This window comes from Allorhodopirellula heiligendammensis (assembly GCF_007860105.1).
Classification (GTDB): Bacteria; Planctomycetota; Planctomycetia; order Pirellulales; family Pirellulaceae; genus Rhodopirellula; species Rhodopirellula heiligendammensis.
Map to the genome: position 1 here is coordinate 2,290,955 of NZ_SJPU01000001.1, position 26,119 is coordinate 2,317,073.

19 protein-coding genes are annotated in these 26,119 nt (G+C 57.2%); 13 read left to right on the top strand and 6 right to left on the bottom strand.

All coding sequences use genetic code 11. The annotated features are described in order from the left end of the window. Positions 1-42: 42 nt before the first annotated feature. Positions 43-2,424, bottom strand: a complete 2,382-nt coding sequence (locus tag Poly21_RS08670) for a glycoside hydrolase family 15 protein (protein WP_146406451.1) — start codon at positions 2,422-2,424, stop codon at positions 43-45. Positions 2,425-2,820: 396 nt separating this feature from the next. Between Poly21_RS08670 and Poly21_RS08675 the strand changes: the two genes are divergently transcribed. Both Poly21_RS08675 and Poly21_RS08680 read left to right on the top strand, forming a co-directional pair. Continuing rightward, positions 2,821-3,198 (top strand): SpoIIAA family protein, encoded by a 378-nt coding sequence (locus Poly21_RS08675; protein ID WP_146406452.1) that lies wholly within the window; start codon positions 2,821-2,823, stop codon positions 3,196-3,198. A gap of 171 nt (positions 3,199-3,369) precedes the next feature. Then, the gene (locus Poly21_RS08680) at positions 3,370-3,849 is read left to right on the top strand and encodes a universal stress protein (RefSeq protein ID WP_146406453.1); all 480 of its coding nucleotides are present in this window, start codon (positions 3,370-3,372) and stop codon (positions 3,847-3,849) included. Between the two features lie 23 nt (positions 3,850-3,872). Here Poly21_RS08680 and Poly21_RS08685 read toward each other — a convergent pair whose 3' ends face one another. Next, a complete protein-coding gene (locus Poly21_RS08685) occupies positions 3,873-4,244 on the bottom strand; it encodes a SpoIIAA family protein (protein ID WP_302118153.1) in 372 nt (123 codons plus the stop codon). A gap of 191 nt (positions 4,245-4,435) precedes the next feature. Between Poly21_RS08685 and Poly21_RS08690 the strand changes: the two genes are divergently transcribed. The 5 genes from Poly21_RS08690 (at position 4,436) to Poly21_RS08710 (ending at position 9,304) form a co-directional block, all read left to right on the top strand. Continuing rightward, entirely contained in the window at positions 4,436-4,708 is a 273-nt protein-coding gene (locus Poly21_RS08690; protein ID WP_146406455.1) for a FliM/FliN family flagellar motor C-terminal domain-containing protein, read from the top strand. 99 nt (positions 4,709-4,807) lie between these two features. After that, a complete protein-coding gene (locus Poly21_RS08695; RefSeq protein ID WP_146406456.1) occupies positions 4,808-5,797 on the top strand; it encodes an adenosine kinase in 990 nt (329 codons plus the stop codon). A 3-nt stretch (positions 5,798-5,800) separates the two neighbouring features. Next, a complete protein-coding gene (locus Poly21_RS08700; protein ID WP_146406457.1) occupies positions 5,801-6,184 on the top strand; it encodes a response regulator in 384 nt (127 codons plus the stop codon). Then, positions 6,169-7,794, top strand: a complete 1,626-nt coding sequence (locus Poly21_RS08705; protein ID WP_146406458.1) for a TrkH family potassium uptake protein — start codon at positions 6,169-6,171, stop codon at positions 7,792-7,794. Before Poly21_RS08700 ends, Poly21_RS08705 begins: the two co-directional genes overlap by 16 nt. A gap of 1 nt (position 7,795) precedes the next feature. Further along, complete coding sequence (locus Poly21_RS08710; protein ID WP_146406459.1) at positions 7,796-9,304, top strand: NfeD family protein; 1,509 nt, start codon at positions 7,796-7,798, stop codon at positions 9,302-9,304. Positions 9,305-9,364: 60 nt separating this feature from the next. Here Poly21_RS08710 and Poly21_RS08715 read toward each other — a convergent pair whose 3' ends face one another. The 4 genes from Poly21_RS08715 to Poly21_RS08730 form a co-directional block, all read right to left on the bottom strand. Then, positions 9,365-10,840 (bottom strand): sulfatase family protein, encoded by a 1,476-nt coding sequence (locus tag Poly21_RS08715; RefSeq protein ID WP_302118158.1) that lies wholly within the window; start codon positions 10,838-10,840, stop codon positions 9,365-9,367. Between the two features lie 271 nt (positions 10,841-11,111). Next, positions 11,112-12,575 (bottom strand): peptidylprolyl isomerase, encoded by a 1,464-nt coding sequence (locus tag Poly21_RS08720; protein WP_302118160.1) that lies wholly within the window; start codon positions 12,573-12,575, stop codon positions 11,112-11,114. A gap of 133 nt (positions 12,576-12,708) precedes the next feature. Continuing rightward, complete coding sequence (locus tag Poly21_RS08725) at positions 12,709-14,535, bottom strand: peptidylprolyl isomerase (RefSeq protein ID WP_302118162.1); 1,827 nt, start codon at positions 14,533-14,535, stop codon at positions 12,709-12,711. 148 nt (positions 14,536-14,683) lie between these two features. Further along, the gene (locus Poly21_RS08730) at positions 14,684-15,883 is read right to left on the bottom strand and encodes a prenyltransferase/squalene oxidase repeat-containing protein (RefSeq protein ID WP_302118163.1); all 1,200 of its coding nucleotides are present in this window, start codon (positions 15,881-15,883) and stop codon (positions 14,684-14,686) included. 704 nt (positions 15,884-16,587) lie between these two features. Here Poly21_RS08730 and Poly21_RS08735 point away from each other — a divergent pair. The 6 genes from Poly21_RS08735 to Poly21_RS08760 all read left to right on the top strand — a co-directional run bounded on the left by Poly21_RS08735 (position 16,588) and on the right by Poly21_RS08760 (position 26,110). After that, positions 16,588-17,310, top strand: coding sequence for a PEP-CTERM sorting domain-containing protein (locus Poly21_RS08735; RefSeq protein WP_146406461.1), 723 nt, complete (start codon positions 16,588-16,590; stop codon positions 17,308-17,310). A gap of 315 nt (positions 17,311-17,625) precedes the next feature. Continuing rightward, positions 17,626-18,807: a glutamine-hydrolyzing carbamoyl-phosphate synthase small subunit gene (gene carA, locus Poly21_RS08740; protein WP_146406462.1), complete on the top strand. Its 1,182-nt coding sequence runs from the start codon at positions 17,626-17,628 to the stop codon at positions 18,805-18,807. Between the two features lie 209 nt (positions 18,808-19,016). After that, complete coding sequence (proS, locus tag Poly21_RS08745; protein ID WP_146406463.1) at positions 19,017-20,519, top strand: proline--tRNA ligase; 1,503 nt, start codon at positions 19,017-19,019, stop codon at positions 20,517-20,519. A gap of 492 nt (positions 20,520-21,011) precedes the next feature. Further along, complete coding sequence (dnaG, locus tag Poly21_RS08750; RefSeq protein WP_302118166.1) at positions 21,012-23,069, top strand: DNA primase; 2,058 nt, start codon at positions 21,012-21,014, stop codon at positions 23,067-23,069. 261 nt (positions 23,070-23,330) lie between these two features. Next, a complete protein-coding gene (locus tag Poly21_RS08755; protein WP_146406464.1) occupies positions 23,331-25,139 on the top strand; it encodes a sigma-70 family RNA polymerase sigma factor in 1,809 nt (602 codons plus the stop codon). Between the two features lie 680 nt (positions 25,140-25,819). Beyond that, a complete protein-coding gene (locus Poly21_RS08760; RefSeq protein WP_302118169.1) occupies positions 25,820-26,110 on the top strand; it encodes a hypothetical protein in 291 nt (96 codons plus the stop codon). Positions 26,111-26,119 lie beyond the last annotated feature (9 nt).

Genomic DNA, 26,119 nt, shown 5'->3' on the forward strand with positions numbered 1-26,119 from the left:
GATCGGGGCAGCGCAGAACGAAAAATGGGACAGTAACAGCTTTCACGACGAAATCTTAACGACGTAGTTGGTATCTTCCCATCGATCATCGGCACTCCAGTGAAATGTGAACACGCACTCCTGGCCGCCGAGTAAGTCTTCAATCGGCAGGTCGATGAAGTGAAGTCCAAACGCAGCGTTCGTGAGCTCCGAGTCGTGACGCGTTGCCCACTGATCCGTAGTCCAGTGAACCCGGCCGCGATGCTCGCAAATGAGTCGCAATCGCTTGCCCGCTGAAATTCGGATGGGCTGGTGTGCGAAGGTCCACACTTCCAGGTGATTCTCGGGTTGGTTGATCGAGTAGCGGCGGTAGACTGGCTCGATACGATCATAGCACCTCTCGTCCTTTTGACTCCGCACGAGGGAGATGAATTCGGCATGCGCCCAGCACAGCGGCATGGCTGAGCCAGCTGGTTTACCAAAATACATGCCTCGTTGAGGGATATCGTCGGTATCCCACAACTGCTCGGCAAACAGTCCACTGCCACTGGCGAATCCCTTCATCGCTTCGATGTAACGAGTTACATCGCGACCGCAAGCGAGTTCATAATGTCCCCGTTCGCCAGTCAGAAGTGGCCATACACGGCCCTCACCGGTCCCATTGAAAGCGCTGCCATCGGTGTGCTGTCCGTAGCCATCATGATTGTACCGTCGCCAGCATGGGCCTTGCGGCAATTCGCGTTTGAGCATGGCATCGACCACCGCCACCGAGTCGACGATGACTGGGTCATCCCACCGCCGGATCCCCAATCGCACGAGCTGCAGGAACCCCGCATCGACAACGTTCCGCGCCGGAAACTCCCCACCACCGTTGGCAATATTGATCGTCGCGATGTTCGGATTGGGTTCCACTGGTCCCGATTGGGGTGCCTCGGGAGTAATGCGAATGTAATGCCGTGGCTTGCCGGGGACGAGCTCGCCGCAGTTGGTCACTGTCCAACCTTCCAATGACGCGACCATCCAATCGGCATAGTCGAGCAGAAAGCGGGTATCCTCATTATCGGTTGCCTCTGCCCTCTCCGAGCGAACCAGATCGGCAGCGCAAACGATTGCTGAAATGATGATCGCCAGCGTGGATGGTGAGTAGCCGGAGTTCTCCTCCCAGCGTTCCTGAGCCGTCACGGGTCCGTGCAACAAGAGGAAACGCATCGCTCGACGCACCATCGGCATGGGATCGAAGTTCTGCAATGCATTGGCGTCTTGCAGCCGCCACGCCAACAGTACTGGAGCAGCAACTTCGTCAAGTTGCACGCCCTCCCAATACGGCGATCCATCGATTCTGCTGTTTTGGGGCATGCCACCATCTTCGCCCTGCACACACGCTAGCCAAACGAGTGATCGCAACGGCAAATCGGTTTCTCCGCTCGCGAGCAGTGCAGTCGTCGTTTGCACCATGTCACGTGCCCAGACGAGATGATACCCGCCGGAGTCGCTATCATCCTTGGTCTCGCCCCACGGGATGCTCATCGACGCCACGGTGGCTCCGGCGAACTCCTTGTCTTCATGAGCTAATAGCACATGCTGGCTCAATTGGACCAACGCCTGAGTGTCGGGATCATGCGAAAGCTCAGGGAGGGGAACCCGCTTCCACTGTTCGATGAACTTGGTTCGCTGCTGGGCGAAAGGAATGGCAAAGGCCTGCAATAGAGACGTCGCAGCACTTTGACGACTATCACCGAGACTGACGCCGATGGTGAACTCCCTTCCTCGGGACAGATCCACCTCACCCATCATTGCCACATTGCCACCGGCGGCTTCCTCGTATTGCCAGTCCATTTGGAAATTATCCTGCAGGTCATTCCAACCATCACTGGCACCAACAAATCCAACGCTGCGGCGAACAAACTCGGTATTGACCCCGAGTACCAAATGCACCTGTTCGCGTTCGGCATGCAACAGGCGGCTGCCACCGACCTCGCATGTCCTAGCCGTATTGTTTCCACCGGTATCCTTCACGTGCGGGGCGAGCAAAACGTAGACCTTCAACTTGTCAGCTAGCGTCGCATCGAGAATCTCCATCTTCACCGACACCAGAACCACGTCGGAGTGAGGCTCTCCAATGACCTCCTTGATAATCCGGTAGCGTTGATCGGGGGCTGTGTTGGTCTGTCGATAGAGCAAAGCCTGTGGGTCGGGGCGTTCACTGGAATGAATTAAGTCGCACTTTTCTTCATGCACAAATGTCTCACCGTCGGAGATCAATAATTGCAAATCACGCGTGTTCGGCGAATCCACGTGTGGGTAGTATATTTCGTTGACGATCCCATGGCTCAACGTGAACCAAACTCGAGATCCGGTGCTGTAGGCGGTGCCGATGCCCTCTTTGGCGCTGGACGTCCAACGTGGAGCGATGCCGGGAGCACCGGGAGCTTGGGAGATTGTCATTGGAATGGGTTCATGGAGGACGGGGGTGGCGAAGCGTGTGTACCAATTCGGGATGCATGCGTTGTACCAGTATATCCCCGGTGGCATGCTTTCGCCTCGATCCGATCGGCTCGCGAAAGGTGGGCGCATCATCGAGATTCGCCGGAGCGGAAACGCGCGCTCCCGCCGCCGACCTCGTCACAACCGCAGCGATCGATGTGTTGAGGCCGTACCCGATCGTAACGTTGCCGAGAACGCATATTTTCTAGCCACACCGAACAATCACTAACCACATGGGATCATTCAACAGCGTCGATCTCCTGCTAATTGCGTTTGGCACTGTGTGTGCGTTAGGATTACCCACGCTGAATTCGGCACGAAAGTGCATCTCCCTATTTCCCTGAAAGGTATCCGCCAATGTCATTCAATATCATCGAACACGCTGAAGGTAAAATCATCGAGGTTCAGCTGAGCGGAAAACTATCCAAAGAGGCCTACGAAGCCTTCGTGCCCGCGACCGAGGCTCGGATCAAAGAGTTCGGCAAGGTCCGCATGCTTGTCGTACTGCACGACTTCCATGGGTGGGAAGCCGGAGCCTTGTGGGAAGACATTAAGTTTGATGTCAAGCACCACAGCCACATCGAACGACTGGCCATCGTGGGTGAGTCCAAGTGGGAGAAAGGCATGTCCACATTCTGCAAGCCGTTCACGTCTGCTAAAATCGAGTACTTCGATATTGCAGACCTGGAAGCCGCTCGACAGTGGATCCATGCAGACATGTCCAACGCCTCCTGATCGGGCAGCCGAAGGAAGCGCGCCGACCTCTCGGTAGCAGCCGTCGATCGGCAAGGAACCCCGCCCGTCGGATTCCACCTCGCCGTCGCGGCCTGACAGTAAAGGCCGCGTTCGAGTCGAACGCAGCGACGCCCACGCACTTCCACTGAGACCATCCCGATAGGCCCTGCCATGAACCACTTTGAAAACTCAAAGATCCTCGCGCCCTACGATTTCTCAAAGTTCTCCCTCGAAGCCGTCGAGACGGCGATGAAGATCGCCGGCAAGAACGAGAATGTCACGGTGTTGCACGTCGTGGACCCTGTGCCGCTCTACGGATATTCCGGGGACACGGGATTGGGCATGGCTGGAGGTGCGGACTGGGGGTTGCCAGAGATCGGTCTGGCGGCCCAAATCGATGACGACCATGTGCATCGTGCACTCAAGACGATGCAAGCGGAATTCAATAATGCCCGTCACCAGGGCCTCAATTACGACACTGTCGTCAATGACCCAACCCATGGAATTACCGAGTACGCTGAACAAAACGCGTTTGATTTGATCGTGCTGCCGTCTCACGGCCGCACGGGTGTGACGCGATTGTTAATCGGCTCGACTGCCGAACGCGTCGTACGTTTTGCCCACTGTCCGGTACTCGTTCTGCGTAGCTAGCAAACGCCTATGTCTTACGTGGGTTAATCCTCTTGCTGCTCGAGCCAGACGAAGGCTTCGTCGTAACCCGATTCGGGAAAGTGTCTGACGTCCACATCAATCAGATGACCGACCAATGACGGGAACTCCCTCAACAGAAGGTTGTCACTGACAACGGCCAGCTTGCTGATTTTCGCATGGTGACTTTCGACGAAGCGCAGGTGGGCAATCGCGGCGGCGATACTGGCCCATCCTGGGAATGACACGGCATGGATCAGCACTCCCGGCAATTTGCCGCGTTCGGCGATGTACGGGTCCACCTCCGCGACAACAGCTTCAAAATCGCTGACCTCGAGCGGTTCGGTGGGTTCGAGCAGCAAGATACCCTCAGGCAAAATCAATCGGTGTTTCAACATTTCAAGATCTCCTCGACAGGATGGGGTCACCTGCATTATGCCAGGCGTGCCCGACCGGAAATAGTCATTCGTTGGAAGCAATGCCCACGCGTCGGCCCCCTTGGGAGAAGGTGACCTCGCGTTCTAGGGATGGACTCAAGCGAAGGGGCGTCTCGGTTCGATATCAGACCGAGGAGGCGCAGCCTGTAAAAATGACACCACCCGAAAATACGGCACAATCCGACTACCAACGGCGACTGCTGAGCGTGCCAACGCCGGTAATCGTCACCTTGGCCGAGCGCAAACAAACGCTCGGCAGCCTGCTAGCCCTCAGCCCGGGCTCGATCCTGCCCTTAGAAACGGATTGTGATCAACCGCTGCAGCTGTCGGTCGGCGGACGGTCGATGGGCACGGTCGACGTGGTCAAGGTCGGCGACAAGTTCGGCGTCCGGATTCGCCAATGGCCAGCGTCGAAAACGGGCTAGCCCCACTTGCCCAGACGGAGCTGAGACCGCATTCTGTGCCGCAGCGATCGATCCCTCGATCGAGTTATCTGCGATTTTCCTCTACTCTCAGCTACCATCATGACCCACGACGTCTACGCCGTCGGCAACGCCCTCGTCGACATCCAAGCCCAAGTGAACGACGACTTGCTCGAGCGTCTCGCCTTCGATAAGGGCATCATGACGCTGGTCGACGACGAGCGGCAAGCGGGTGTGCTGGCTAATTTTGACCTGCCATCGCTGCATCGCTGCGCAGGTGGCTCAGCTGCTAATACCGTCGCTGCCGTCGCGGATTTCGGTGGTCAGGCCGCCTTCGTGGGCAAGATCGGTGCTGATGAAACCGGAGAATTCTTCTTGAAAGATCTGCGAGCCCTGGGGGTAACAATCGACGTAGCACCGCTCCCGGGCTCGCCCACGGGCACGTGCGCGATTTTGATCACGGACGATGCCGAGCGGACGATGCTGACCAACCTCGGTGCGTCGTCGCAGTTATCAGCCGACGACATCGACGAAGCCGCGATTGCAGCGGCGCAGTATATCTACATCGAAGGCTACCTGTTCACCGGCGAGACAACCAAAGCAGCGGCTTACCGGGCCATGGAATTGGCAAAGAAAAATAATGTCAAAGTCGCCTTCACAGCGTCGGACCCGTTTCTGGTGAACATGATTCGCGACGAGATCTGGGATCTGATTCGGGGGCCCGTGGACCTGTTTTTCTGCAACGAGGAGGAGGCGATGAGCCTCACAGGTTTGACCGATCCCGTTGCCTGTGCGAATAAAATTCACGAATCCGCCGAAAACGTCGCCATGACGCTCGGCGCCAAAGGATCACTGTTGATGCATGGTGGCGAAGCGATTCCCATCGAAGGCGTCAACATCAAGGCAATTGATACGACCGGGGCGGGCGACGTGTACGCCGGAGGTGTTTTATATGGCATCACCAATGGACTATCATGGAAGCAGTCTGGGCACCTCGCTTCGCATGCCGCCGCTCGGATTGTCGGTCAGCTCGGTGCCCGGCTGGCAACCCCGTTCACGAACGACGAAGTCCGTGAGCTGACCAACGTATGATCCATGGTTCCAAACATTCTGATCACCGATGATGACGCCGGCTTTCGCCGGACCCTGTGCGACGCCTTGTCTGACCGAGGTCTGACCTTGCATCAGGCCGGCGACGGTGAGGAGGCTCTCGCGGTCATCAATCAAAAATCAATTCATCTTGTTTTGGTGGACGTTCATATGCCTCGCGTGACAGGAATCGACGTCATCCGCGAGCTCGCTGGCCGCCCGCTGCGAATTCCCGCCATCTTGATGAGCGCGATGATGGATGAGGAGATCGAGCGGGAAGCGGCGCGAATGCGAGCCTACCGAATTCTGCACAAACCGATCCGTTTGACGGATCTGCGCAACATCGTCTGTGGCTCGTTGGCCGAGACGTATGGGTGGCGTCCCTCTTGAATTTCCCACTGCTGCTACGATTTCTGGGAACGATCTGCTTGCTCATTGGCGCGTCGATGAGTTTCAGCTTTCCCTTTGCGTTCCCCATGATGGCCGAGCGCACGCACCTGCCCCCGGCCACCGCCTTCGAACAGCGGGCAACCTACGGACTCCTCGCCAGCATGGCGGTGTGCTTCAGTGTCGGGTTTCTGTTCCGCTTTCTCGGACGCAGCCACCGCCAGGGCAGCCACTTGTTTCGAAAAGAGGCGATGGCAATTGTCGGTTTGTCGTGGGTTTGCGCCACGATCCTAGGCGCCCTGCCGTACTACTTCAGTGGCACCCAAACGGCCGCTGGGATGCCGATCACCTTCATCGAGTCCATGTTCGAGTCCCAGTCAGGATTCAGCACCACGGGCGCGACCGTGCTGACGGACCTCGACACCCCCGGCTTGGTTCCCCACTGCATTTTGTTTTGGCGATCTTGGACGCACTTTCTTGGCGGACTGGGTATCGTCGTGCTGTTCGTCGCGATCCTGGGTCAAGGATCTGCGGGCAAGGCGATGATGCGGGCTGAGATGCCGGGGCCCACCAAAGACGGCAGCATGCCGCGCATGCAGCACACCGCACTGGTATTCGCAGCGATCTACCTCGGACTGAATATATTGCTGACGATCATCTATTTCTTTGAGGGCATGAGCGCCTTCGACGCTCTCTGCCACGCGTTTGGAACGATGGCGACCGGCGGATTCAGCACTTACAACCGTTCCCTCGGCGGATTCGACAGCCCTCTGATCGAGTCAACCACAATCGGATTCATGGTGCTCGCAGGCACCAACTTCACGTTGCTGTACCTGAGTTTGATCGGCCGCCCTCGCCGGATGCTGCGCGACGCGGAGTTTCGCGCTTACATTGGCATCATCGCGATCGTCACCGCAGGCGTGGTGTTTTTTGGAATGCGCGCCCACGACGAAGGTTTCAGTACGCTCACGTCCGCCTTTCGCAATGGACTTTTTCAAGTCGTTTCGGTGATGACCACAACTGGCTACGGAACGGCCGATTTCGATCATTGGAACAACTTCGGGCGCGGCATATTGCTATTGTTGATGTTCGTCGGTGGCTGTGCGGGCAGTACCGGCGGCGGACTGAAGGTCATTCGGATCGTTTTATTCTGCAAAATTCTGCGATTGGAGATGGAGCGCGCCCACCGCCCGCGAGTAATCCGGCCTTTGAGGATTAGTGGTCAAGCTGTCGACGACCCGACCCTTGCTCACAATATCCTTCTGTACTTTTGTTTAGTACTGGCGATCTTTGTGGTCTCGTGGCTGGCATTGGTCACGTTCGAGCCCAATTCGACCTGGGGCGTTGTCGAGAGCAGTGTGGCAAATCAATCCGAACAGGGCAAAGAGTTGCTCAAGGGGACGCTCGATGACAAACTGGTGGATTGTGCCAGTGCGGTCGCTGCGACGCTCAATAACATTGGGCCCGGATTGGGCGTGGTCGGCGCCACCCGGAATTACGCCGGGTTCAGCCAAGGGGCCAAACTGCTGTTCGTGTGGTTGATGGTACTTGGACGAGTTGAAATTTTCAGTGTGCTATTGTTGTTCGTACCGTCGTTTTGGCGAAGGGCGTGAGATGTTAATTCAGAATTTCCGATGGATACCGATTCCCGTGACCATGGCCCTGTTGGTGTGCCTGATGTGGGGAGCGGCCCAAGCGGAAATTCCAATGCAGGCCGCCGATGAAGCGGCTCACGAGGCGAAACGCACCGCCGTGATCCTGCCGTTCCAAGAGGACATCAACCCACTCAGTGGCGAGTTGCTCAAACGGAAGTTCCGCGCGGCAGTGGATTCAGGCGTCGACGTCATCATCTTTGATCTCCACTCCCCGGGTGGATTCACATTGGTGACGTTCGAGCTGATGGACATGGTCCTCGATGCCAAGGACGTCGAGACCGTCGCCTACATTGGCAAAGATGCCATCAGCGGCGCGGCACTCCTCGCGCTGTCCATGGATACGATCTTGATGAAGCCCGGCGCGCGGATTGGAGATGCCGGCGAAATCGTGATGGGCCAAGATGGAGCGTATCGTTACACCGAAGCCAAGAGTCGCAGCGTTCTGGCCCAGAAGGCCCGCGACACTGCCGCGGCCACGGGCCGCTCCGTGGCACTCGCCGAAAAAATGACAGACCAGGACATGGTCGTGTTTCGGGTGACCAACAAGAACACCGGAGAACAGAAATACTTCTCCGACAAAGAACTTGCCGCGATGAAGGACGCCGATGACTGGGAGGTCGGCAAGCCTATTCGCGAAGCCGGTAAAGACATGTTCTTCATCGCCAACGGCCGCCGCGCCGTGGAACTGGGCATCGCGGACCAACTTGTCTCCGGCAAAGAGGATTTGGCGCGCGTGCTGAATGTGCAGGCGCCCATTCCGGAGGAACACCGCAGTTGGGTCGACACATTTGTCCTGATATTGAACATGAAGTTCTTCACGTTCTTGCTCCTGCTCGCAGGTCTGATCGCATTGGCGGTAGAACTCAGCGCCCCCGGTCTGGGTGTGGGTGGATTGCTCAGTCTCCTGTGCTTCGGCCTGTTTTTCTGGAGCCGCTTCCTAGGTGGCACATCAGGCTGGCTCGAAGTCCTGTTGTTTGTCGTCGGACTGCTCTGCATCGCCGCCGAGGTGTTCGTGATCCCGGGATTCGGGGTCGCGGGAATCCTGGGGCTCGCCTTGACGGTAGGATCGCTGGTGATGGCGTCGGGGCATCTATCGATATCCGACGGTCAAGTGAACTGGATGGCCCTTGGTGACGACCTGTTAACGGTGTTGGGGGCGTTCCTGGTATTCCTGATTTCCATCTTCATTATCACCAGCTACATGGGGAAAATCCCCATTCTGAGCCGGCTCACACTGCAGGCCGAAGTCGCCTCTGACGATGCGTACCTCGCTGAATCAGCGCCCGCTTGGCAACGCGTCGAACTCGGGCAGACCGGCACGACCGTCTCCCCTCTCAATCCGGGCGGCCGGATGCAGGTTGACGACATGCTCGTTGACGTGGTCAGCGAAGGCGACTACATCGACTCGGGCAGCCCGGTGAGAGTCATCGCCAAGCAAGGCACCCGCGTGGTCGTGCGAGTTCTGTAGCAACCGTGGATGGCTACGTGAAATGGATCCTCACGCAGCTGCCCTCACCGGACGTCCGAGTCATTTCGCCTTGGTGTTCTTCTTTTTTGGGATCGTATAATCGGCTGCCGCCAACGATGTCATTGGATCGCCGAGGGTATCCATTGCAGACTCCAACCGATTCATCAACATCTGAAGTTTAGCAGCATGGTCAGGCACAGCTGCGAGATCATGCATCTCGCGGGGATCATTCTCCAAGTCAAACAGCCGCGAGACATGAATGTTCGGGTAGTGAATCAATTTCCATCCATCGTGCGTGATCATTCGTTGCGTACCCAGGTAGGCCCCGTAGATATCCTCATAGTGGGATGACTCCTCACCGCCCAACAACGGCAGCAGGCTCTTGAACTCAACACCGGCCGGTTCTAATTCACCGGCAAGTTCCAGCGAGGTGGGCATTACATCTTGCAAATAGATGGGCGTGTCAATCGTGGCCCCCGCCGCGACACCGGGGCCGACGACCAGGAACGGGACCCGCACACTGTGGTCATACATGTTCTGCTTGCCCACCAAGCCATGATGACCGACCGCAAGGCCATGATCGGCAGTGAAAAACAGATAGGTGTTGTCGGATTTCCCTGATTCTTTGAGCGCTGCGAGAATGCGGCCAATCTGCTCATCCATATGCGTGATCAGAGCGAAATACTCTTGCCGATTGACCTTTACCGCGTATTCGGTTCGTGGGTAGGGCATCAGTTTCTCGTCACGCAATCCCTTGCCGCAGATGGCCTCGGCGTAGGGGTACTCCGGCAGCATGTTTTCGGGCGTCTGCACGCGATCAAGCGGGTAGCGATCAACGAACTCTTTCGGCGATTGACGAGGATCGTGCGGTGCATTGAACGCGAGATAAATGAAGAACGGCGTGTCGTCCGCAGCGGCTTGTTCGATGTACTCGAGCCCATCATCACCGACGACCTCACTCCAGTGCTTCCCACCCTGCCAAAAACCACCGTACTTCGGATCCCACGGTTTCCAACCAGCGGCATAGTCGGCTTCATCTTTGGGGCGATTGTAACCTGCGGGCGTTTGAGCAGGCATCCCGGCTCGCACATTCTTCACGACGTCAAAAACCGACTCTGGAGGCTGGGAAACGTGCCACTTGCCGGTCATATACGTCCGATACCCAGCCGCTTGCATACGCTGAGCCCAGAACTGATTCTGTTGAGCGTATTGCGCCAAATCGGTTGCCTGCGCGTTCCAAATCTGACGCCCGGTGTTGAGCATCGTGCGGCTGGCCACACACACGGCGCCGCTCCAGGAACCCATGTTGTAGGCGTGGGTAAAGCGTGTCCCCTGCTTGGCAAGTTGATCTAGATGGGGTGTTTCAATGTCGAGCATGTCCGCGGCACCAATGGCTTCATAGCTCATGTCATCGGCGAACACGAAAACAATATTGGGCTGGTCCGCGTGAACGACCGACGCGACCACCAAAGTAGCGAAGATACTGAACGACGTAATGAATGATTGCATGGCGTGAGCAATGGCCTCGTGTGTCATGAGGGGGCAGAGAGAGGATAGATCCTGACAAACCAGGACCCAGTTCCACCGAACAGCTTACGAGGCATCCCGTCACCCGAGATCCATTAAAACAGAGGTGGACCCCGACAATCTTAACCCAGGCCAATCGTGGTGTGCGCGACGACGCAAAAATATCCAGCGTGTTCAGGACCCACTTGTCGAAACATCATCGCTGCGATAGCGACAGCAAATTGGCGTGAGGCCGTCGCGGCTGTACTCCCGCCGAGCGATTACCTCCCGTCGGCCCCGCTCACTGCTGCGGAGCATCAGGGCTTTTGGGTTTTAGCAATCCAGCCTTAACTGCTTTCTCAACTTCAGCCTGCAGATCAACGTACTCTGGCTCAGGTAGATCGGCACCAAAACGCACAATCTCCGCTCGCAAAACAGCGTCGGGCGGCAACTGAATTTGGCCCTGCTCCTTCTTCTTCGTGGGATCGATTCGTCGCAGACGGGACACGACGTCCATGCCTTCGATCACGCGCCCGATCACCGACTGAGACTCAGAAATTCCCGGAATCGGCAAAAACAGGATGGCTATTTGTGAGCTCCCGGAATGCTCGATGAACTTGCCCTCACCGATCGGGAGCTTTGCCATCACGACCGAACCTCGCAGTCCCGGCCGGGACTCCTCATGGCCATGTTCATCAATCAGAAACTCTCCGGAGTTCCCCCGTCCATCATTGCTAGAGTCACCCGTCATCGCCAACAGGTTTTGCGAAACAGCCGAGAAATCCATGCCATCATAGAATCCCTCTTTGACGAGCTTGCGAAAGTGGGCTACCGCCGAGGGAGCCGCCTCGGGGAACAGCTCAATCAGTACGTCGCCTTGGGTTGTTTCGATGCGAATGTGCGGCAACGAATCAGCGTCGGTGCGTTCGATCGCTGCTTGCTCTACATCGTACTGTTCTTCCAAAATCTGTAACTGATACTTCAGTCTCCGGTCAGCTTCCTCCAAACCCTCGTCATTCAACACATCGTAAAGATTTTTGGCCGCTTCAAACTCTCCCGAGACGACGGCAGACCGGGCTGCAGCCAAAAACAAAAACTGATAGTTCTGCCCCAAATCCAACATTCGAGCGGCTGCTTCGTAAGTCTCCGCATCGTAAATATCGTGCTCCAGGCGGTGCTGAACCATCGTGACGAGATATCGAGCAGCGTCGATGCTCGGCAAGAATCGGATCAGCTCCAGCGCGTTAGTGAACTGTTCCTGCATCAGTTGCCAGGTTCGAGTGCGTTGCTCACGAAAACGCACGGCAGCTTCGGGGGTTTGCTCCAAACCATTGCGATATCGCAGCTGATCGGTTCGTAACGCTAACATCGCCGCCGCCAGCGTCTTCCCGGTTTCCTGAAACCGATCGAGGGCGGTTTGAGCGTCCTCGCGAACTTCCTCCGGCAACGCCTCCATCGCCTTCTGCAGTTCCTTGGGGTCGTCGCGGACGTCATCAGCGGGCGCTGGGCCCTCGCTGGTAGCGCGGTCAGAGGTCGTCGAATTGCTCGCGGTCGCCGAATTGTCTGCGGAAGCCGCTGCGGCGGCGTCTGATTCTGCCGCCGCCTCAGATTCCTGTGCCGATGCCCACCCGGCGGAGATCACGACAACCGCCAGGGCAACCATCGCGAGGGCCATGTGGCGCACTGACGCCAGCGACGTCATGATTCCATCGGAGGAGGTGCCGACATCGACGACGGTCGGATCTTGGCGGGACGATGTAAACACTGGCAATTCGCGGTTCGAGGGACAGCTGTCGAGGCCAAAGTGGTCCTCATCGGGCTGATACGCACGTACCGGCGGAAGTGTTTTGATGGTTCGCGTTTGATAATCTCAGAGAGTCCGACGACCCGGCAGCGGACTACTGCTGACGGGCCTCATCAGGTCGTGTGGCAACTCGCGGCTCGTCCTTGGTGGCTACGAAAAAGTTATCAATCTCAGCACCCTGTTTGAGCTCGTCAAACTTCAGCCCCATCGCGATGTTGATTTTCTTTTCCAGCAGATCACGCTCCAGTTCTCCGCGTACAGCTTCGATGTCATCGACGACAGGGCTGGTGAAGCCTTGGGACCGCATGATGATGTACTTGTCCCCCGTCGCGATGATGCCGCTGAGCTCACCGGGCTTCATCGCAAAAGCTTCCTTTTCAATCGATGCCTGCCCGCCAAACTTACGAATCGGTGGTACTTTGCCGAAGTTGCTCGCCGAGGTTGGCTCGATGCTGTATTGGCCGGCGAGCTGTCCAAAGAACTCGTCGGTGGGATTATCGCGTGCCAGTTCCCAAACCTTTTGAGCAGTGCGTTGGTCCGAGAGCACGACCGCGAGTACTTCCGCACGCGGCCCGAATGCGGAGGCAAAACCGTGTTGGATATCTTGCGAGCTCAAGCTCACGTTGTCTTCCACCAATGTCTTCAACGCTACGCTGGGCCATACGGAGTCTTCGATATATAGCTCCCGAGTGGTTTGGCCCTGGGATAGAACCGCTTCCATCCATGCTTCAACGTCAGCGGTGCCATTGTCACGAACGTAACCGTAACTGACAGCAGCGCGTCCGATCTCCTCGTCGATCTGCTGTTTCGAAACCGTCTTCCCGGCTTTCTTGAGAGCCTGTGTCAGCAGTTTACGATTGATCTCTCCCTCGAGTACCGCTTCGCCATGGCGTTTGACACACTTTGCGGCGACCGATGCGATGGTCAGCTGCTGACCGTTGATGATTGCGGCGACACCGGGGTACTGTTTCTCGGCGACTGGATCCTTGAGCACCTTGACCACTTGCGCGTCTTTTTGCAACTTCGCAAACAGTTCGGACGCCGCACCTTTCATTTTCTCATCGCGAATCCGATCGTTGATTTGTTCCTTGATGATCGGCAGGGCCTGCGGGCTCGGCTGGCTCGCGGGCATCCGCCGGACCGACTGCATGAAAACCCATTGGTCGCCGATTTGAATCATTGGGGAGACGTCACCCTCAGCGAGCGAAAACGCCGCTTCTTCAAGACGCGAATCACCCATGTAGCGACGAATCGGTGGGATCAGGCCGCCGACACTGGCGCTCGTTTCGTCTTCACTGTATTCTTTCGCCAGCTTTGTGAAGCTCTGCGGATCAGCCTTGGCTTGCGAATAAACCTGATTCGCTTTGGCCTGGTCGCTGATCATGATCATCCGGCATTTGACCGCTTCGCCGTACTGGGCCACAAATGCTCGGTTGAATTCATCCTGGGTCACTTCGACCTGATCACTGACGAGGCTGCGTAGCGCCAGCATCGGCCAAATGATCTCATTGCTGTACTGTTCCGGCGTGATGTCACGCTCCTCCCGCAAGAGTTGCAGGTAACTATCGACCGATAGGGCGAACTTTTTCGCGACCCGGACAATTTCAGCACGCACGTCTTCGTTGGTCACCACGATCCCGCGGCGCTTGCATTCCTGCATGATCAAGTGCTGGTTGACAAGTGTGTCGAGCACGTCGACTCCGTACCGCTCCAACGTCGCGGTCGCCAAGGCGTCCCGACTGATCGGATCGGCGTTGACGACGGCGACCACAGACGACTCCGCAGCGTCAACCCGCACCTGGGAACTAGCACCCGCCACGGCAATCGCGACAGCGATCATTCCAATGGATCGCCGAAAACGACGGCCGGGATGCGAGATCAGTTGCGAAGATCTTGTATAGAATTCGAGCAAGGTCGACATGGGCGGACACTCCTTTATCCGTGCGGTGCGGTGGATCGAGCCGCTTGCGATCCCAAGCAGTGGTCCATCGCTGGCCCACCTTGACGCAATCGCGGCTACATCGCGCGAACTTTAGAGAAATCCGAATTTTTTCTCAAGTCGGATTTGGCTACTTCTTGGCATGGGCGAGGGCGAGCAAGCAATACGCCGTGACCAGCTGGCGGTCACCCTCCATCCACCGATCACTTTCGCGGTTCACCCACGAACCGTCTTCTTGCTGGGATGCCTCAAGCGTAGCGACGAGATCTTCACGCCAATCATGCACCGTGCCGCCTTCGACATCAACGACTTCGAGGCCAGCCACATCGAGCGCTTTGGCAAATGTGTGGTAGTAGTAATACAGACCCGACGGGCCCATTCCGGGGTTCGTATCGAGCGCATAGTTTTTACGGATGAAATCCAACGCAGCTGCCACGCGTGGATCCTCGGGAGTCAAACCAGCATAGATCATGCTTTTCAGCCCCGCATACGTCATCGATCCGTAACTCCGCAGACCGCCCCCAGCCGCCTCCCCTGCTTGACTCTGACCACCAGCGGCAGGTGTGTAGTAAAACCCACCATCATTCACGTCATCAGCATACTTCGTGTCGTTGACGTCCTCGACGCCTTGCGGGGCGGCGAGATTTTGCGTCCGGGCCACAAAACGCAGTGCCTTTTGAATGGCTTCGTCATCGGCATCGTTGCCGAGTTCGTGCAATGCGTCGAGCATGAACGATGTGTTCGATAAATCGGGCCGCGAATGGCTGCCGTACCCAGCACCACCATACGCAGGGTCCGCCGGCGTGAGTCCCTCGCCTTCATCCCATTGAATGTCTTTGAGGAACGCCTCAGCACGCCTCAGAATACTATCGTACTTTTGCTGCGACTCGCGATCAGCCTGGTCACCAGCCTCTTTCGCAGCCACAAGTGCCAGCACGGATGTCGACGTCTCATAGTTACGATGCTTCGAACCAACTTCATAAATTCCACCATCGGGCTGGACCTTTGTCTCGACGAACTTCAGCGCGTCCCTCACAACGGGATCCGTCGTCACGGCGGAAGGCCGATGTTCAAGGATCGCGCGAACGCACAGGCCAGTCACGGCGGCACCCGTCGCCCCACTGAAGGCACCCGTATCGCTCTGACCGCGGGTTCGCAAAAATTCAATACCGCGATCGGCCATCCGGTCGATCCGCGCGTCCAAGCTCGCCGAGTTTTGCGAATTCGCGGCGGCTGGCTCTGTTGGGGAATCGGCAAAGGCCATCGATGTGGTACCTGCCGTGGACATACACAGGGCTAGCAAAAGAGGAGACGTCAAGGGAAATCGCATGTTCATGGTCGCTAGAGGGAGTCTGAGTTAAAAACGCGGATCGTAAGTTGGCCACGGTGGAAATTTGTCACCACACGACGGTTTTCCCGTCGCATGTCGCTATTAAACGGTCTACCACCGATAGCCCGCGCACGGTCGACGGCTCGAGTGAATGATAGTCAATCTCGTCGGGGATCCTGGTGCAACCGATTCTCAATGGATCGGCGCTTAGAGCCTCGCGGCTAATACGCCGCAACCTTTGCAAAGTATCTTGGAGCAAACTCAGCAAAGTTTGTGCCGCCTCCTGAGCGTGTCACCCCAATTTGATTCCATTCCCCTACTCGCCGCCGGGAATGCGACGCGAATGCAGTGCTTCGCAACCCGCCATCCCTTCTGCAGCGCCAAAGCACACCTCTCCTCCGCTAAGCACACCTCTCTTAGACGCTGATGAAAAGGCTACCACCAGCGTTGCAGTGACAGCAACCGAGCGCCACTGGGCGACGTGCCCCCTCGCATGAAAAACCTGCCCCCCCTTCAGCACACGTCCGCCAATATCGCAATTTGCGTCATGACCGATAGAGATAACTAGGAAACCTGGGTGCTTTACGTCGAGTTTACAGTCAAGCGGTTGATTTCCCCACTTCTAGTGCTAGGATGAACTTCCTGGCGAAACCCTCCGTCCGGCAATACCCAGCGGTAGATTGCCATCATGAAAGACAAATAGCGTGCTACGAATAATTCAAATCGCGGTAGCGTGGGCAGTAGTAGCGGTCACATCAGCTGGCCAACTGCAGGCGGCTGTCGTCACCAAGATAAACTCCACCGACGGGTTCTTCGATAACTCCAGCGGCACGCGGAACTTCTCATTCACCATTGGTGACTTCGGAGGCGACTCGACAGTCGTAACTGACATCAACCTCTCCATTTTCTTTGCCAAAAGCAATAATGATGCTTTCGTGCCTGAGGGTACTCCCATTACCGCAGGCATTGCTTACTTCGAAGAGATCGAATTTGCCTTGACGAGTCCTTCGGGAACAACTTTTACGCTGATCTCCAATCCCAACGACATTGAACTCGTTCCCGCCGACAATTTTTCATCGTTCACTTCCGGTACGGTCGGCTTCAAGGGGACCATTTTGTTTGATCAATCTGCGCTGACACCGGTAAATGCCAATCCAGGTTTAGTTACTGCCGGCACCTTCCGGCCGGATGATGCCACCCTCAATAGCCTCGATATTTTCAATGGACAATCCGCCCAGGGAACTTGGTCGCTGTTTATCGAAGACGACGTGGCACAGGATGGCCTGAGCTTCTATGAAGCTTCGCTGACGATCACCACAGCTTCAGCCGTGCCGGAACCCTCCTCGCTCGCCCTGCTCGGCATCGCAGTGTGCGCCGCTGGGGCGCTCGCGGCTCGTCGCCGCAAGGCCCATGAGGCTGCGGGGTAGTCCGTAAACGCTAGTCGGCAGTCAATCCGCTCGGATGACTATTGCGATCGTCCGCATTTCGCCACCGGAATGAGACGGTTGAAACGCAGCGGTAGCCATGGGGTGGACAGTAGCTACTCAATCAGGAGCCTGTATTTCATCCGCCACGGGCGCCCTCGAGCAAAGTTTGCGCCACTTTGACCTGCAGCGATTTTGATATTCTCCCGGAAATTGCTGGTGAAGGCGGGGTTGAGTGCGCAGCACCCCCTAGAAAAGATTGTTTTTCGACGTGATACTGGGACCGTTGACTCCCGCACCCACCAAAACGCCTGTTAAATGACTGATTCGAATAATCGCTCGCGACCAGCAAAACTCGCGCTCGCTGACGGTACCGTTTATTTGGGCCGTTCCCTCGGCGCGTGCGGTGAGGTCACGGGAGAGGTTGTCTTCAACACGTCCATGACCGGATACCAAGAAATCCTGACGGACCCCAGCTACTGCGGTCAAATTGTCACGATGACTTACCCGGAAATTGGCAATTACGGGGTCAATTCGATCGACGTCGAGCGACACGGCACGGCCTTGTCCGGGTTTGTCATTCGCAACGAGAGCCGAATTCACAGTAACTACCGCTCCGAAGGCACGTTGAACGACTATCTCCAGCAACACAACGTGATGGGGCTGATGGGAATCGATACGCGATCGCTCGTCAGACGCATTCGCAGCGTGGGTGCCATGCAAGGGATACTGTCCACGGACGACCTCGATGATGCATCACTGATCGCCAAAGCGAAGGCCGCACCGAGCTTGGTCGGTCGCGACCTGGTGAAGGAGGTCATGCCCAGCCAGCAGGAAATGTGGACCACCGAACTCGATGAGTGGACCGCCATCGAATGTGCTCACGGCGCCAAGATCGTCAGCAATGCCGACGGGCTCGCCGATGCCGATCGACCGCACGTTGTGTGCATGGACTTCGGCATGAAATGGAACATTCCTCGCCATCTTCGCTCGCGGGGAAATCGCGTCACCATCGTTCCGGGCAACACCTCTGCCGAAGAAATCCTGCGACTCCAACCCGCTGGCGTGTTCCTGTCCAATGGCCCCGGCGATCCCGAACCGCTGACCTACGCTCAGCAGACAATCTCCGAGTTGATCGGCAAGGTCCCTGTGTTCGGCATTTGCCTGGGACACCAGTTAATCGCTCTGGCCTGTGGCGCGAAGACATTTAAATTGAAGTTCGGTCACCGGGGTGCGAACCAGCCTGTGTTGAACTTGAAGACCGAAAAAGTCGAAATCACGACGCAGAACCATGGCTTCGCCGTCGACGATCAGGACTTGCCCGAGTGCTTGGAAGTCACCCACCGGCATCTCAACGACGATACGATCGCAGGAATCCGTCATCGCACTGCCAACGTCTTCGGGGTGCAGTACCACCCCGAAGCTGCCGCCGGACCGCACGACAGCCACTATCTATTCGAGCAGTTCCAGCAACAACTCACGGCGACCGCAAACGCCTAGGCTGCGGGCACCACTCTCGTCACGGCAGCATACATTTCCTGCCTGTTGTTCGCCGCAGCAGTTGCCACCGCTTCACTGCCTCGCGGGCGCGGCAGAGCATCTCGCAACTGGCGAGAGGCCTACCTGCGAGCCACTCGACGACGCGTCTCCAGGGTGACGCGCCTTCCCACTCTCCCACTCTCCCACTCTCCCACTCTCCCACTCTCCGCATGCCCGCACCGAAAACCGCGATCAGCCCCACCCGCGAGGCCGACTATCCCGAATGGTACCAACAGGTGATCAAGGCCGCTGACTTAGCGGAGAACTCTCCGGTGCGCGGCTGCATGGTGATCAAGCCGTGGGGATACCAGCTCTGGGAAAACATCCAGCGTGCGTTGGATGATATGTTCAAGGCCACCGGGCATCAGAATGCGTACTTCCCGCTGTTCATCCCGATGAGCTATCTCGAAAAGGAAGCCGAGCATGTCGAGGGCTTCGCCAAAGAGTGCGCCGTCGTCACGCATCACCGACTCGAACCGGACCCCAATGGCGGGCTGCGTCCAGCGGGCAAATTGGAAGAGCCTCTGATCGTGCGCCCCACAAGCGAGACGATCATCGGCGCCACGTACGCCAAATGGGTCCAGAGCTATCGCGACCTGCCCATCCTGATCAATCAGTGGGCCAACGTGGTGCGTTGGGAAATGCGGACGCGCATGTTCCTACGCACCGCCGAATTCCTCTGGCAGGAAGGCCACACGGTGCACGCCACCGCCGCCGAAGCGATCGCGGAAACCGAGCAGATGGTTGAGGTCTATCGCGACTTTGCCGAGAACTGGATGGCGATGCCTGTAATCGTGGGCAGCAAAACACCGAAAGAGAGATTCCCCGGCGCCGTCGAGACGCTGTCCATCGAAGCGATGATGCAGGACCGCAAAGCATTGCAAGCGGGCACGAGCCACTTCCTTGGCCAAAATTTTGCCAAGGCGCAAGAAATTAAATTCCAGAGTGAGACCGGTGGGATCGAGTTTGCTTGGACCACTTCGTGGGGTGTCAGCACACGCTTGGTGGGCGCATTGATCATGACCCACAGCGACGATGACGGACTCGTACTGCCGCCACGACTGGCGCCGATCCACGTGGTCATCCAACCCATCTACAAGGCCGACTCGCGGGACGCGGTACTCGCCGAAGCGCAGTCGCTTCGTGATGAGATCGCGGCCCAGTCGTACGCGGGCGCTCCGATCCGTGTTTCGATTGACGATCGCGACATCCGCGGCGGTGAAAAGAAATGGTATCACGTCAAACGCGGCGTCCCAATCCGCTTGGAGATCGGTCCGAAGGATATCGCCGCAGGCACCGTCTTCTGCGGCATTCGAAACCAACCCAAGAGCTTTGGAATTTCACGCGAAGAATTGATTGCCACAATTGGCACCAAACTGGAGACATTGCAAAGCGAACTGTTTGCCGCCGCCCTGCATCTTCGTGAGTCCAACACTGTCACGATCACCAACGAGAGTGAGTTCCGAGACTTTTTCAGTACTCAGAACGAAGATGGGATTCACGGTGGTTTTGCCAATGCCTACTTTGCTGATGAGGATGCCCTCGATCCGTTGCTGAAGGAACTCAAGGTCACGATTCGTTGCGTTCCACGTGACAACAATACAACGCCCGGCACCTGTTTCCTGACCGGTCGCCCGGCTGAGAAAATGGCCGTCTTCGCGAAGGCCTATTGAGCCGGCGTGGCCGGAGGCACCCCAGCGCGCACCTCCGCATCGAACCGCGTTAGCTACGCATGGTTCAAAAAAGTTTTTTCCCGCACTTTCCTGATTTTGCCTCAAGTTTCTCTGGCGATTGCTCTTGACTCGTTTTTAAACGAGGCCCAAACTAGGAACTTGCTTGTAACGAAGCGGCCTACCGGCGTGACAGGGAGATGACCCGCCCCGGTTGAGACTCGACGCTACAGGGACGTACCGTAATCGAAATTTGCCTCGGCACTTCGTTCGGATCACCGTGCATAGGAAGGTTGCTTCGGCTTACTTTTCGAGCGGCGGGTGGTTGGGACGAGCCGGTCACCTAGGAAGGGTGATGAGACGATCGCAGTCGCGATCAAACGGGTTGACCGATTCACTCAAACCGCCATTGTGTCGGTATCATACAGAACGCTTCTCCGCCAAGGCGAGATTTTGATTCTGCGTGTTATCGACGTTACTAGCAGGAGCGCTGGCTTGTCATTCCAGACCGACTTCGACGTAAAAGAGCGAGTGCGCAACGCGTCCGACATCATTGATGTCATCGGTCGGGATTTGGAATTACGTCCACAGGGCCGGAACTTTGTAACCCGCTGCCCGTTCCACAACGACACCAAGCCGTCGATGACGGTCAACCCCGAGCGACAATCGTGGAAGTGTTGGGTGTGCGACATTGGCGGAGACGTCTTTAGTTTTGTGATGCAGCGTGAGGGACTCGATTTTCCCGCGGCGCTGCGGTTGCTTGCCGAACGAGCCGGCATCGAACTGCCCGAATATCGCAGCGGCCCCAAAACTCAACCTGGCAGCCCCGACGATAAAGCGACGCTCTCGTCGGCGATCGAAGAGGTCGCACAGGCCTACTACGAACAACTTGACGCTCGCAAGACCGATGACGCCAAGGTTGCCTGGGACTATCTGGCCTCCCGGGGCGTCAACGATGAGAACCGGCGTCGATTCCGAATTGGGTTCGCACCGGACTCCTGGGATTTTGCCGTCAACCTGCTCCATCGTAAAAACTACTCCAATGCGGTCGCTGTGGCCTGTGGCGTTGCGAAATCACGCCGTGGCCCCTCCGGTGCAGATGGGTGTTACGATTTCTTCCGCGGTCGGCTGATGTTCCCGATCAATAACTCGCACGGCAAAGTCATCTCGCTCGGTGGGCGAATCATCCCGGCAATCGCCGCACGAACCGTTGCGGCGTCGGGAGGCACAGCGACGGCCGGAGCCAAATATTTCAACGGTCCCGAAACACTGCTCTATCGCAAGTCCGCTGAATTATATGGTCTCGACTTGGCTCGCGACGCCATTCGTACCGCTGGCGAAGTTCTGGTGATGGAAGGCTACACCGACGTCGTCGCCGCCCGCATGGCGGGAATTGAGAATGCCGTCGCAGTGCTCGGGACCGCCCTGACGCAGCAGCACGTGCGCGTCCTCAAGCGATTTGCCCCCCGCGTGGTACTGGTGCTCGACGGAGATGATGCTGGAAGGCGCCGTGCCGAGGAAGTGCTTGATCTGTTTGTGACCGCCGAAGCAGACCTGCGAATCCTCACCCTACCTGATGATGCCGACCCAGCCGATTTTCTCACTTCTCATTCCAAAGACGCGTTACTGGAACTAGCAGCAGCCGCTCCTGATGCCATCGATCATAAAATCGCATGCTTAATCGAAGGCGTTGATCTGACACGCGATACGCACCGCGTAACCGCGGCGATCGAATCGCTCCTGGCGCTATTTGTCAAAGTCCCGCAGAATGATGACCGAGCCTCACTGCGGGTCGATCAGCTGCTGATGCGAATCAGTCGCACCTTCGACCTGCCCGTCGAACGATTGTCGCGGCGACTCGATGCCCTACGAGCGTCGCGGAAAGAGAGCGAGACGAAGAAGGCTCGGTATCAACAACAGCAATCCAAACGCTCGCTGCCCGAACACGCACCGAACGCCAGCGGCCCCAACGCCGATTTCTCAAACGACGATCCGTTTGCATCGGCCGCCATGGAAGATGCCGCCATGTTTGGGATCGACGAGTACACGCAGTCCACTGCACCCCGGGACTCGTCGCCCAATCCACGCCGCCGCGATGACGCTTCGCCCGCCGCTAGCCTATCGGGCGTCGACCGAGAACTCTTTGAGACATTGCTGGAAAGTCCTGAGGTCGCGGCGATGGCCATCGAAGCGATCGACACCGAGTGGCTGCAATCCACCACCGCAAAAATGCTCCTCTCGGCATATCAGGAACTGGATCTCAATGGATACGACCTCAACGCCGACTCGTTGCTGACCCTGATCGAAAACGATTTCCTCAAACTTCAGATCGTGTCTTTGCAGCAGCGCATCGATCAAAGAGGCGAGCGTTCGACAGTGACTCCACATGAACGATACACAGCAATCCTCACGCGGTTTCACGAACGCGCGTTTGAAGCAGAAAAGTCACGCCAGATAACTCAACTCGAATCGGCAACACTGGCCGAGGACGAAGAGATGGCCGTCTTGCGGGCGATTATCGACGCTGAACGCATTCGACATACCCCTCGCTGATAACAACACCACCGCGACGGAGCCTCCACACTCAGGCGAACGTAGCGACCTCAATTCAATCTCATATTCGCATCATCTCGACCCATCCCACGAACCCCAGGCTGTTCCGAAACCTTTCTCCCTCTGCTCTATTTGTACTCCCGCTTTCGGGCTTGGATTGGTTGGTTTTGACGAGCGTTCCCGCTCTCGTTGATCCGGCACGCCAATTCAAACCCAGCGTCCTATGATGGGACGTGACCCTTTTAACACGAAGTTAGAAACATGCAATTGATGGACCAAGACCTCTCGCAACTCATCGCCCGTGGTGCCAAGGACGGCTACCTGACCTACGATGAAGTCAACTCTTATCTCCCCGATGAAGACGTCAACCCGGAGAAGCTCAACACACTGCTGCTGGCGCTTGAGCGGCGTGGCATCGCGTTGATCGAAGCGACCGAGAAACAAGCTCGAGTGGCGGCGGCCAAACAAACTCGTCGCGTTGCGATGCCGAGCATTGCGGGTCCTGAAGCGGGAGAAGAACTGTACAACGAGAGTCGGATCTCCGACGAAGACTTTGAACCCACAGCCGAAGATACCGCTGACTTGGACGCGGAAGTCGACGCCGAGGACGTCTCCCGCGCCGCCTCGTTGGCCCTCACCGAAGCGGAGGAGTCCAGCGGCCCCGTGCTGGGCACGGCGAGCGATCTGCCGAAGGCGAGCGACGATCCGATTCGCATGTACCTGAGCCAGATGGCGGAAATTCCGCTGCTGACCCGCGAGCAAGAGATCTCACTGGCAAAGAAAATTGAGATCACCCGCAAACAGTATCGACGCTCATTGCTCGAGAGCGATTACGCGCTCCGCGCCACCGTGGAAGTACTTCAGAAAGTTCATAGCGGTGAACTGCCCTTCGATCGCACGATCAAGGTTTCACTGACCGAGCGATTAACCAAAGAGCAGATTTCACAGCGGATGCCGCACAACCTGCGCACCCTTGAGCCGTTGATCGCTCAAAACCAAGCCGATTTCGAGGTGCTGGTCCGCCGCAGCGTTTCACCACGACTCAAAGCCGAAATTCGCAAGCGTTTTCTTCGCCGTCGCCGCAAGTGCCTCGAAATGGTGGAAGAACTGAGTCTGCGAAGCCGCCGGGTCACGCCGCTGCTGCACCAACTTGAGAAAATTTCTGGACGAATGAACTTTATCCGCGAGCGTCTCGATTCGCTCGGCATGGATGCGATGAGCCGCGACGAAGCCGCTGACCTGCGTCAAGAACTGCGCGAACTGATGCTAGTTACCCAGGAAAGCCCGCGCAGCCTCCACAATCGCATGGTTCGCACACGCAAGTTTTTCGATCAATACGAATCGACGAAGCGAGAACTCAGTGCCGGAAACCTGCGATTGGTCGTTTCAATCGCAAAAAAATATCGCAACCGAGGACTGTCGTTCTTGGACCTGATCCAAGAGGGTAACACCGGCCTGATGCGGGCAGTGGACAAATATGAGTACCGCCGTGGTTTTAAGTTCAGCACCTACGCCACCTGGTGGATTCGCCAAGCGATCACGCGTGCAATCGCTGACCAAGCACGCACGATTCGCATTCCCGTGCACATGATCGACGTACTGAGCAAATTGCGCCAGGCCCAGAAACGCCTCACCCAGACCCTGCGCCGCGAACCCACTTACGAAGAGATTGCGGAGGCGACCGACGTCGCGATCGAGGAAGTCCGCAGGGTCATGGATATCGGACGTCACCCGGTCAGCTTGGACCGTCCCGTCGGCGAAGGTGAAGACAGCAGCTTTGGCGAGTTCGTGCAGGATAACGAGAACGACAATCCCGTACGGATGGCCGCCAGCGGCATGTTGCGAACGAAAATTGACGAATTGCTCAAGACGTTGACCTTCCGCGAGCGCGAAATCATTCGCCTGCGTTATGGACTCGTCGATGGATACAGCTACACGCTCGAAGAGTGCGGCCGGATTTTCAAGGTCACTCGCGAACGCGTGCGACAAATCGAAGCCAAAGCGGTGGCAAAGTTGCAGAGCCCATCACGCGCCGAGAGATTGTCGTCGTATCTCAATCCCGCTGCTTGATCGCTGCAGATAAGTTGAAAAGAACGGCGGGAACGACGTGCCCAAACGCCGTCCCGCCGTCTCTTTATCAACTTCGAGAAGCTTTCGTTCCAACAATCCTTGTCGCAATCCCACACCACGACAATTCGCTGGTCCGACCTCTTCGGACTGGCGCCGGGTCCTCCACTCGGTTGACCGCGCCGGCTATGACTATTGTTCGGCAGTTCACGCGTGGAGGACGGAATCCAAATACACCAGAAAAGTGGTTTCGTCGGCGCCAGTTGTTAATCCATGCCGGTTAAGCAACTCGCAGCACACCGGGAACCGACCGGCGGGCCTAACCTCGCAACACCAGGCAGGATAGCGCGGCCGCCTTGCGGCGCCGGCAGTCCCCTGCGCTCCTTGCCCGGTTGTAATTCCCCGGCGCCACTTCTGTAATTCCCGGGGGCAACTTCCCGGACGCCGCAGCCTGACACCTCTTTCCCGGCATCCACTACCCGAGCGCCGGAAGTCAGCGCGCGTTTTGGTATCTGCTGCTTCCACGTTTTCCCTCTTGCCGCCGCTCCAGTGGGTTTGAGATACTCGGCTGTACCGGATGCCCAACCGAGTCGTGGGTCGGCTGTTTGGAGCCAATGCCAGGACTCATCTCTCCCCCGCAACCCGCTACCAGCAAGGATGCTCCCGTGGCTATTGGACCTCTCATGGATGTTTCGTCGTTCACCATCGACGAGATCTACGACCTGTACTATGCGATTGCCGAGAAGGATCATGCCTTTCGTCTGCAATCTCTCTACGGCAACGAAGCGCCGCCGGTAGGACACTGCGAATTCAGGCCACTTTGCCGCGAATCTTTCAAACGGCGTATCGATCACTACGATGCCCTGGACCAGGGCCAGATTGGACGCTCACTCCGCGAGCGATTGGCTCGGCAAGCTGCCGCTTACGGCGTGGAATACCAAGTTGCTCGAAAGAGTCTTCGTCGTGCGGCTTAATGCGACGGG

Excerpts from the sequence above, each read along its gene's own strand:
- Poly21_RS08670 (WP_146406451.1), bottom strand. The coding sequence starts at position 2,424 with ATGACAATCTCCCAAGCTCCCGGTGCTCCCGGCATCGCTCCACGTTGG.
- Poly21_RS08675 (WP_146406452.1), top strand. The coding sequence starts at position 2,821 with ATGTCATTCAATATCATCGAACACGCTGAAGGTAAAATCATCGAGGTT.
- Poly21_RS08680 (WP_146406453.1), top strand. The coding sequence starts at position 3,370 with ATGAACCACTTTGAAAACTCAAAGATCCTCGCGCCCTACGATTTCTCA.
- Poly21_RS08685 (WP_302118153.1), bottom strand. The coding sequence starts at position 4,244 with ATGTTGAAACACCGATTGATTTTGCCTGAGGGTATCTTGCTGCTCGAA.
- Poly21_RS08690 (WP_146406455.1), top strand. The coding sequence starts at position 4,436 with ATGACACCACCCGAAAATACGGCACAATCCGACTACCAACGGCGACTG.
- Poly21_RS08695 (WP_146406456.1), top strand. The coding sequence starts at position 4,808 with ATGACCCACGACGTCTACGCCGTCGGCAACGCCCTCGTCGACATCCAA.
- Poly21_RS08700 (WP_146406457.1), top strand. The coding sequence starts at position 5,801 with ATGGTTCCAAACATTCTGATCACCGATGATGACGCCGGCTTTCGCCGG.
- Poly21_RS08710 (WP_146406459.1), top strand. The coding sequence starts at position 7,796 with ATGTTAATTCAGAATTTCCGATGGATACCGATTCCCGTGACCATGGCC.
- Poly21_RS08715 (WP_302118158.1), bottom strand. The coding sequence starts at position 10,840 with ATGACACACGAGGCCATTGCTCACGCCATGCAATCATTCATTACGTCG.
- Poly21_RS08725 (WP_302118162.1), bottom strand. The coding sequence starts at position 14,535 with ATGTCGACCTTGCTCGAATTCTATACAAGATCTTCGCAACTGATCTCG.
- Poly21_RS08730 (WP_302118163.1), bottom strand. The coding sequence starts at position 15,883 with ATGCGATTTCCCTTGACGTCTCCTCTTTTGCTAGCCCTGTGTATGTCC.
- carA (WP_146406462.1), top strand. The coding sequence starts at position 17,626 with ATGACTGATTCGAATAATCGCTCGCGACCAGCAAAACTCGCGCTCGCT.
- proS (WP_146406463.1), top strand. The coding sequence starts at position 19,017 with ATGCCCGCACCGAAAACCGCGATCAGCCCCACCCGCGAGGCCGACTAT.
- Poly21_RS08755 (WP_146406464.1), top strand. The coding sequence starts at position 23,331 with ATGCAATTGATGGACCAAGACCTCTCGCAACTCATCGCCCGTGGTGCC.
- Poly21_RS08760 (WP_302118169.1), top strand. The coding sequence starts at position 25,820 with ATGGATGTTTCGTCGTTCACCATCGACGAGATCTACGACCTGTACTAT.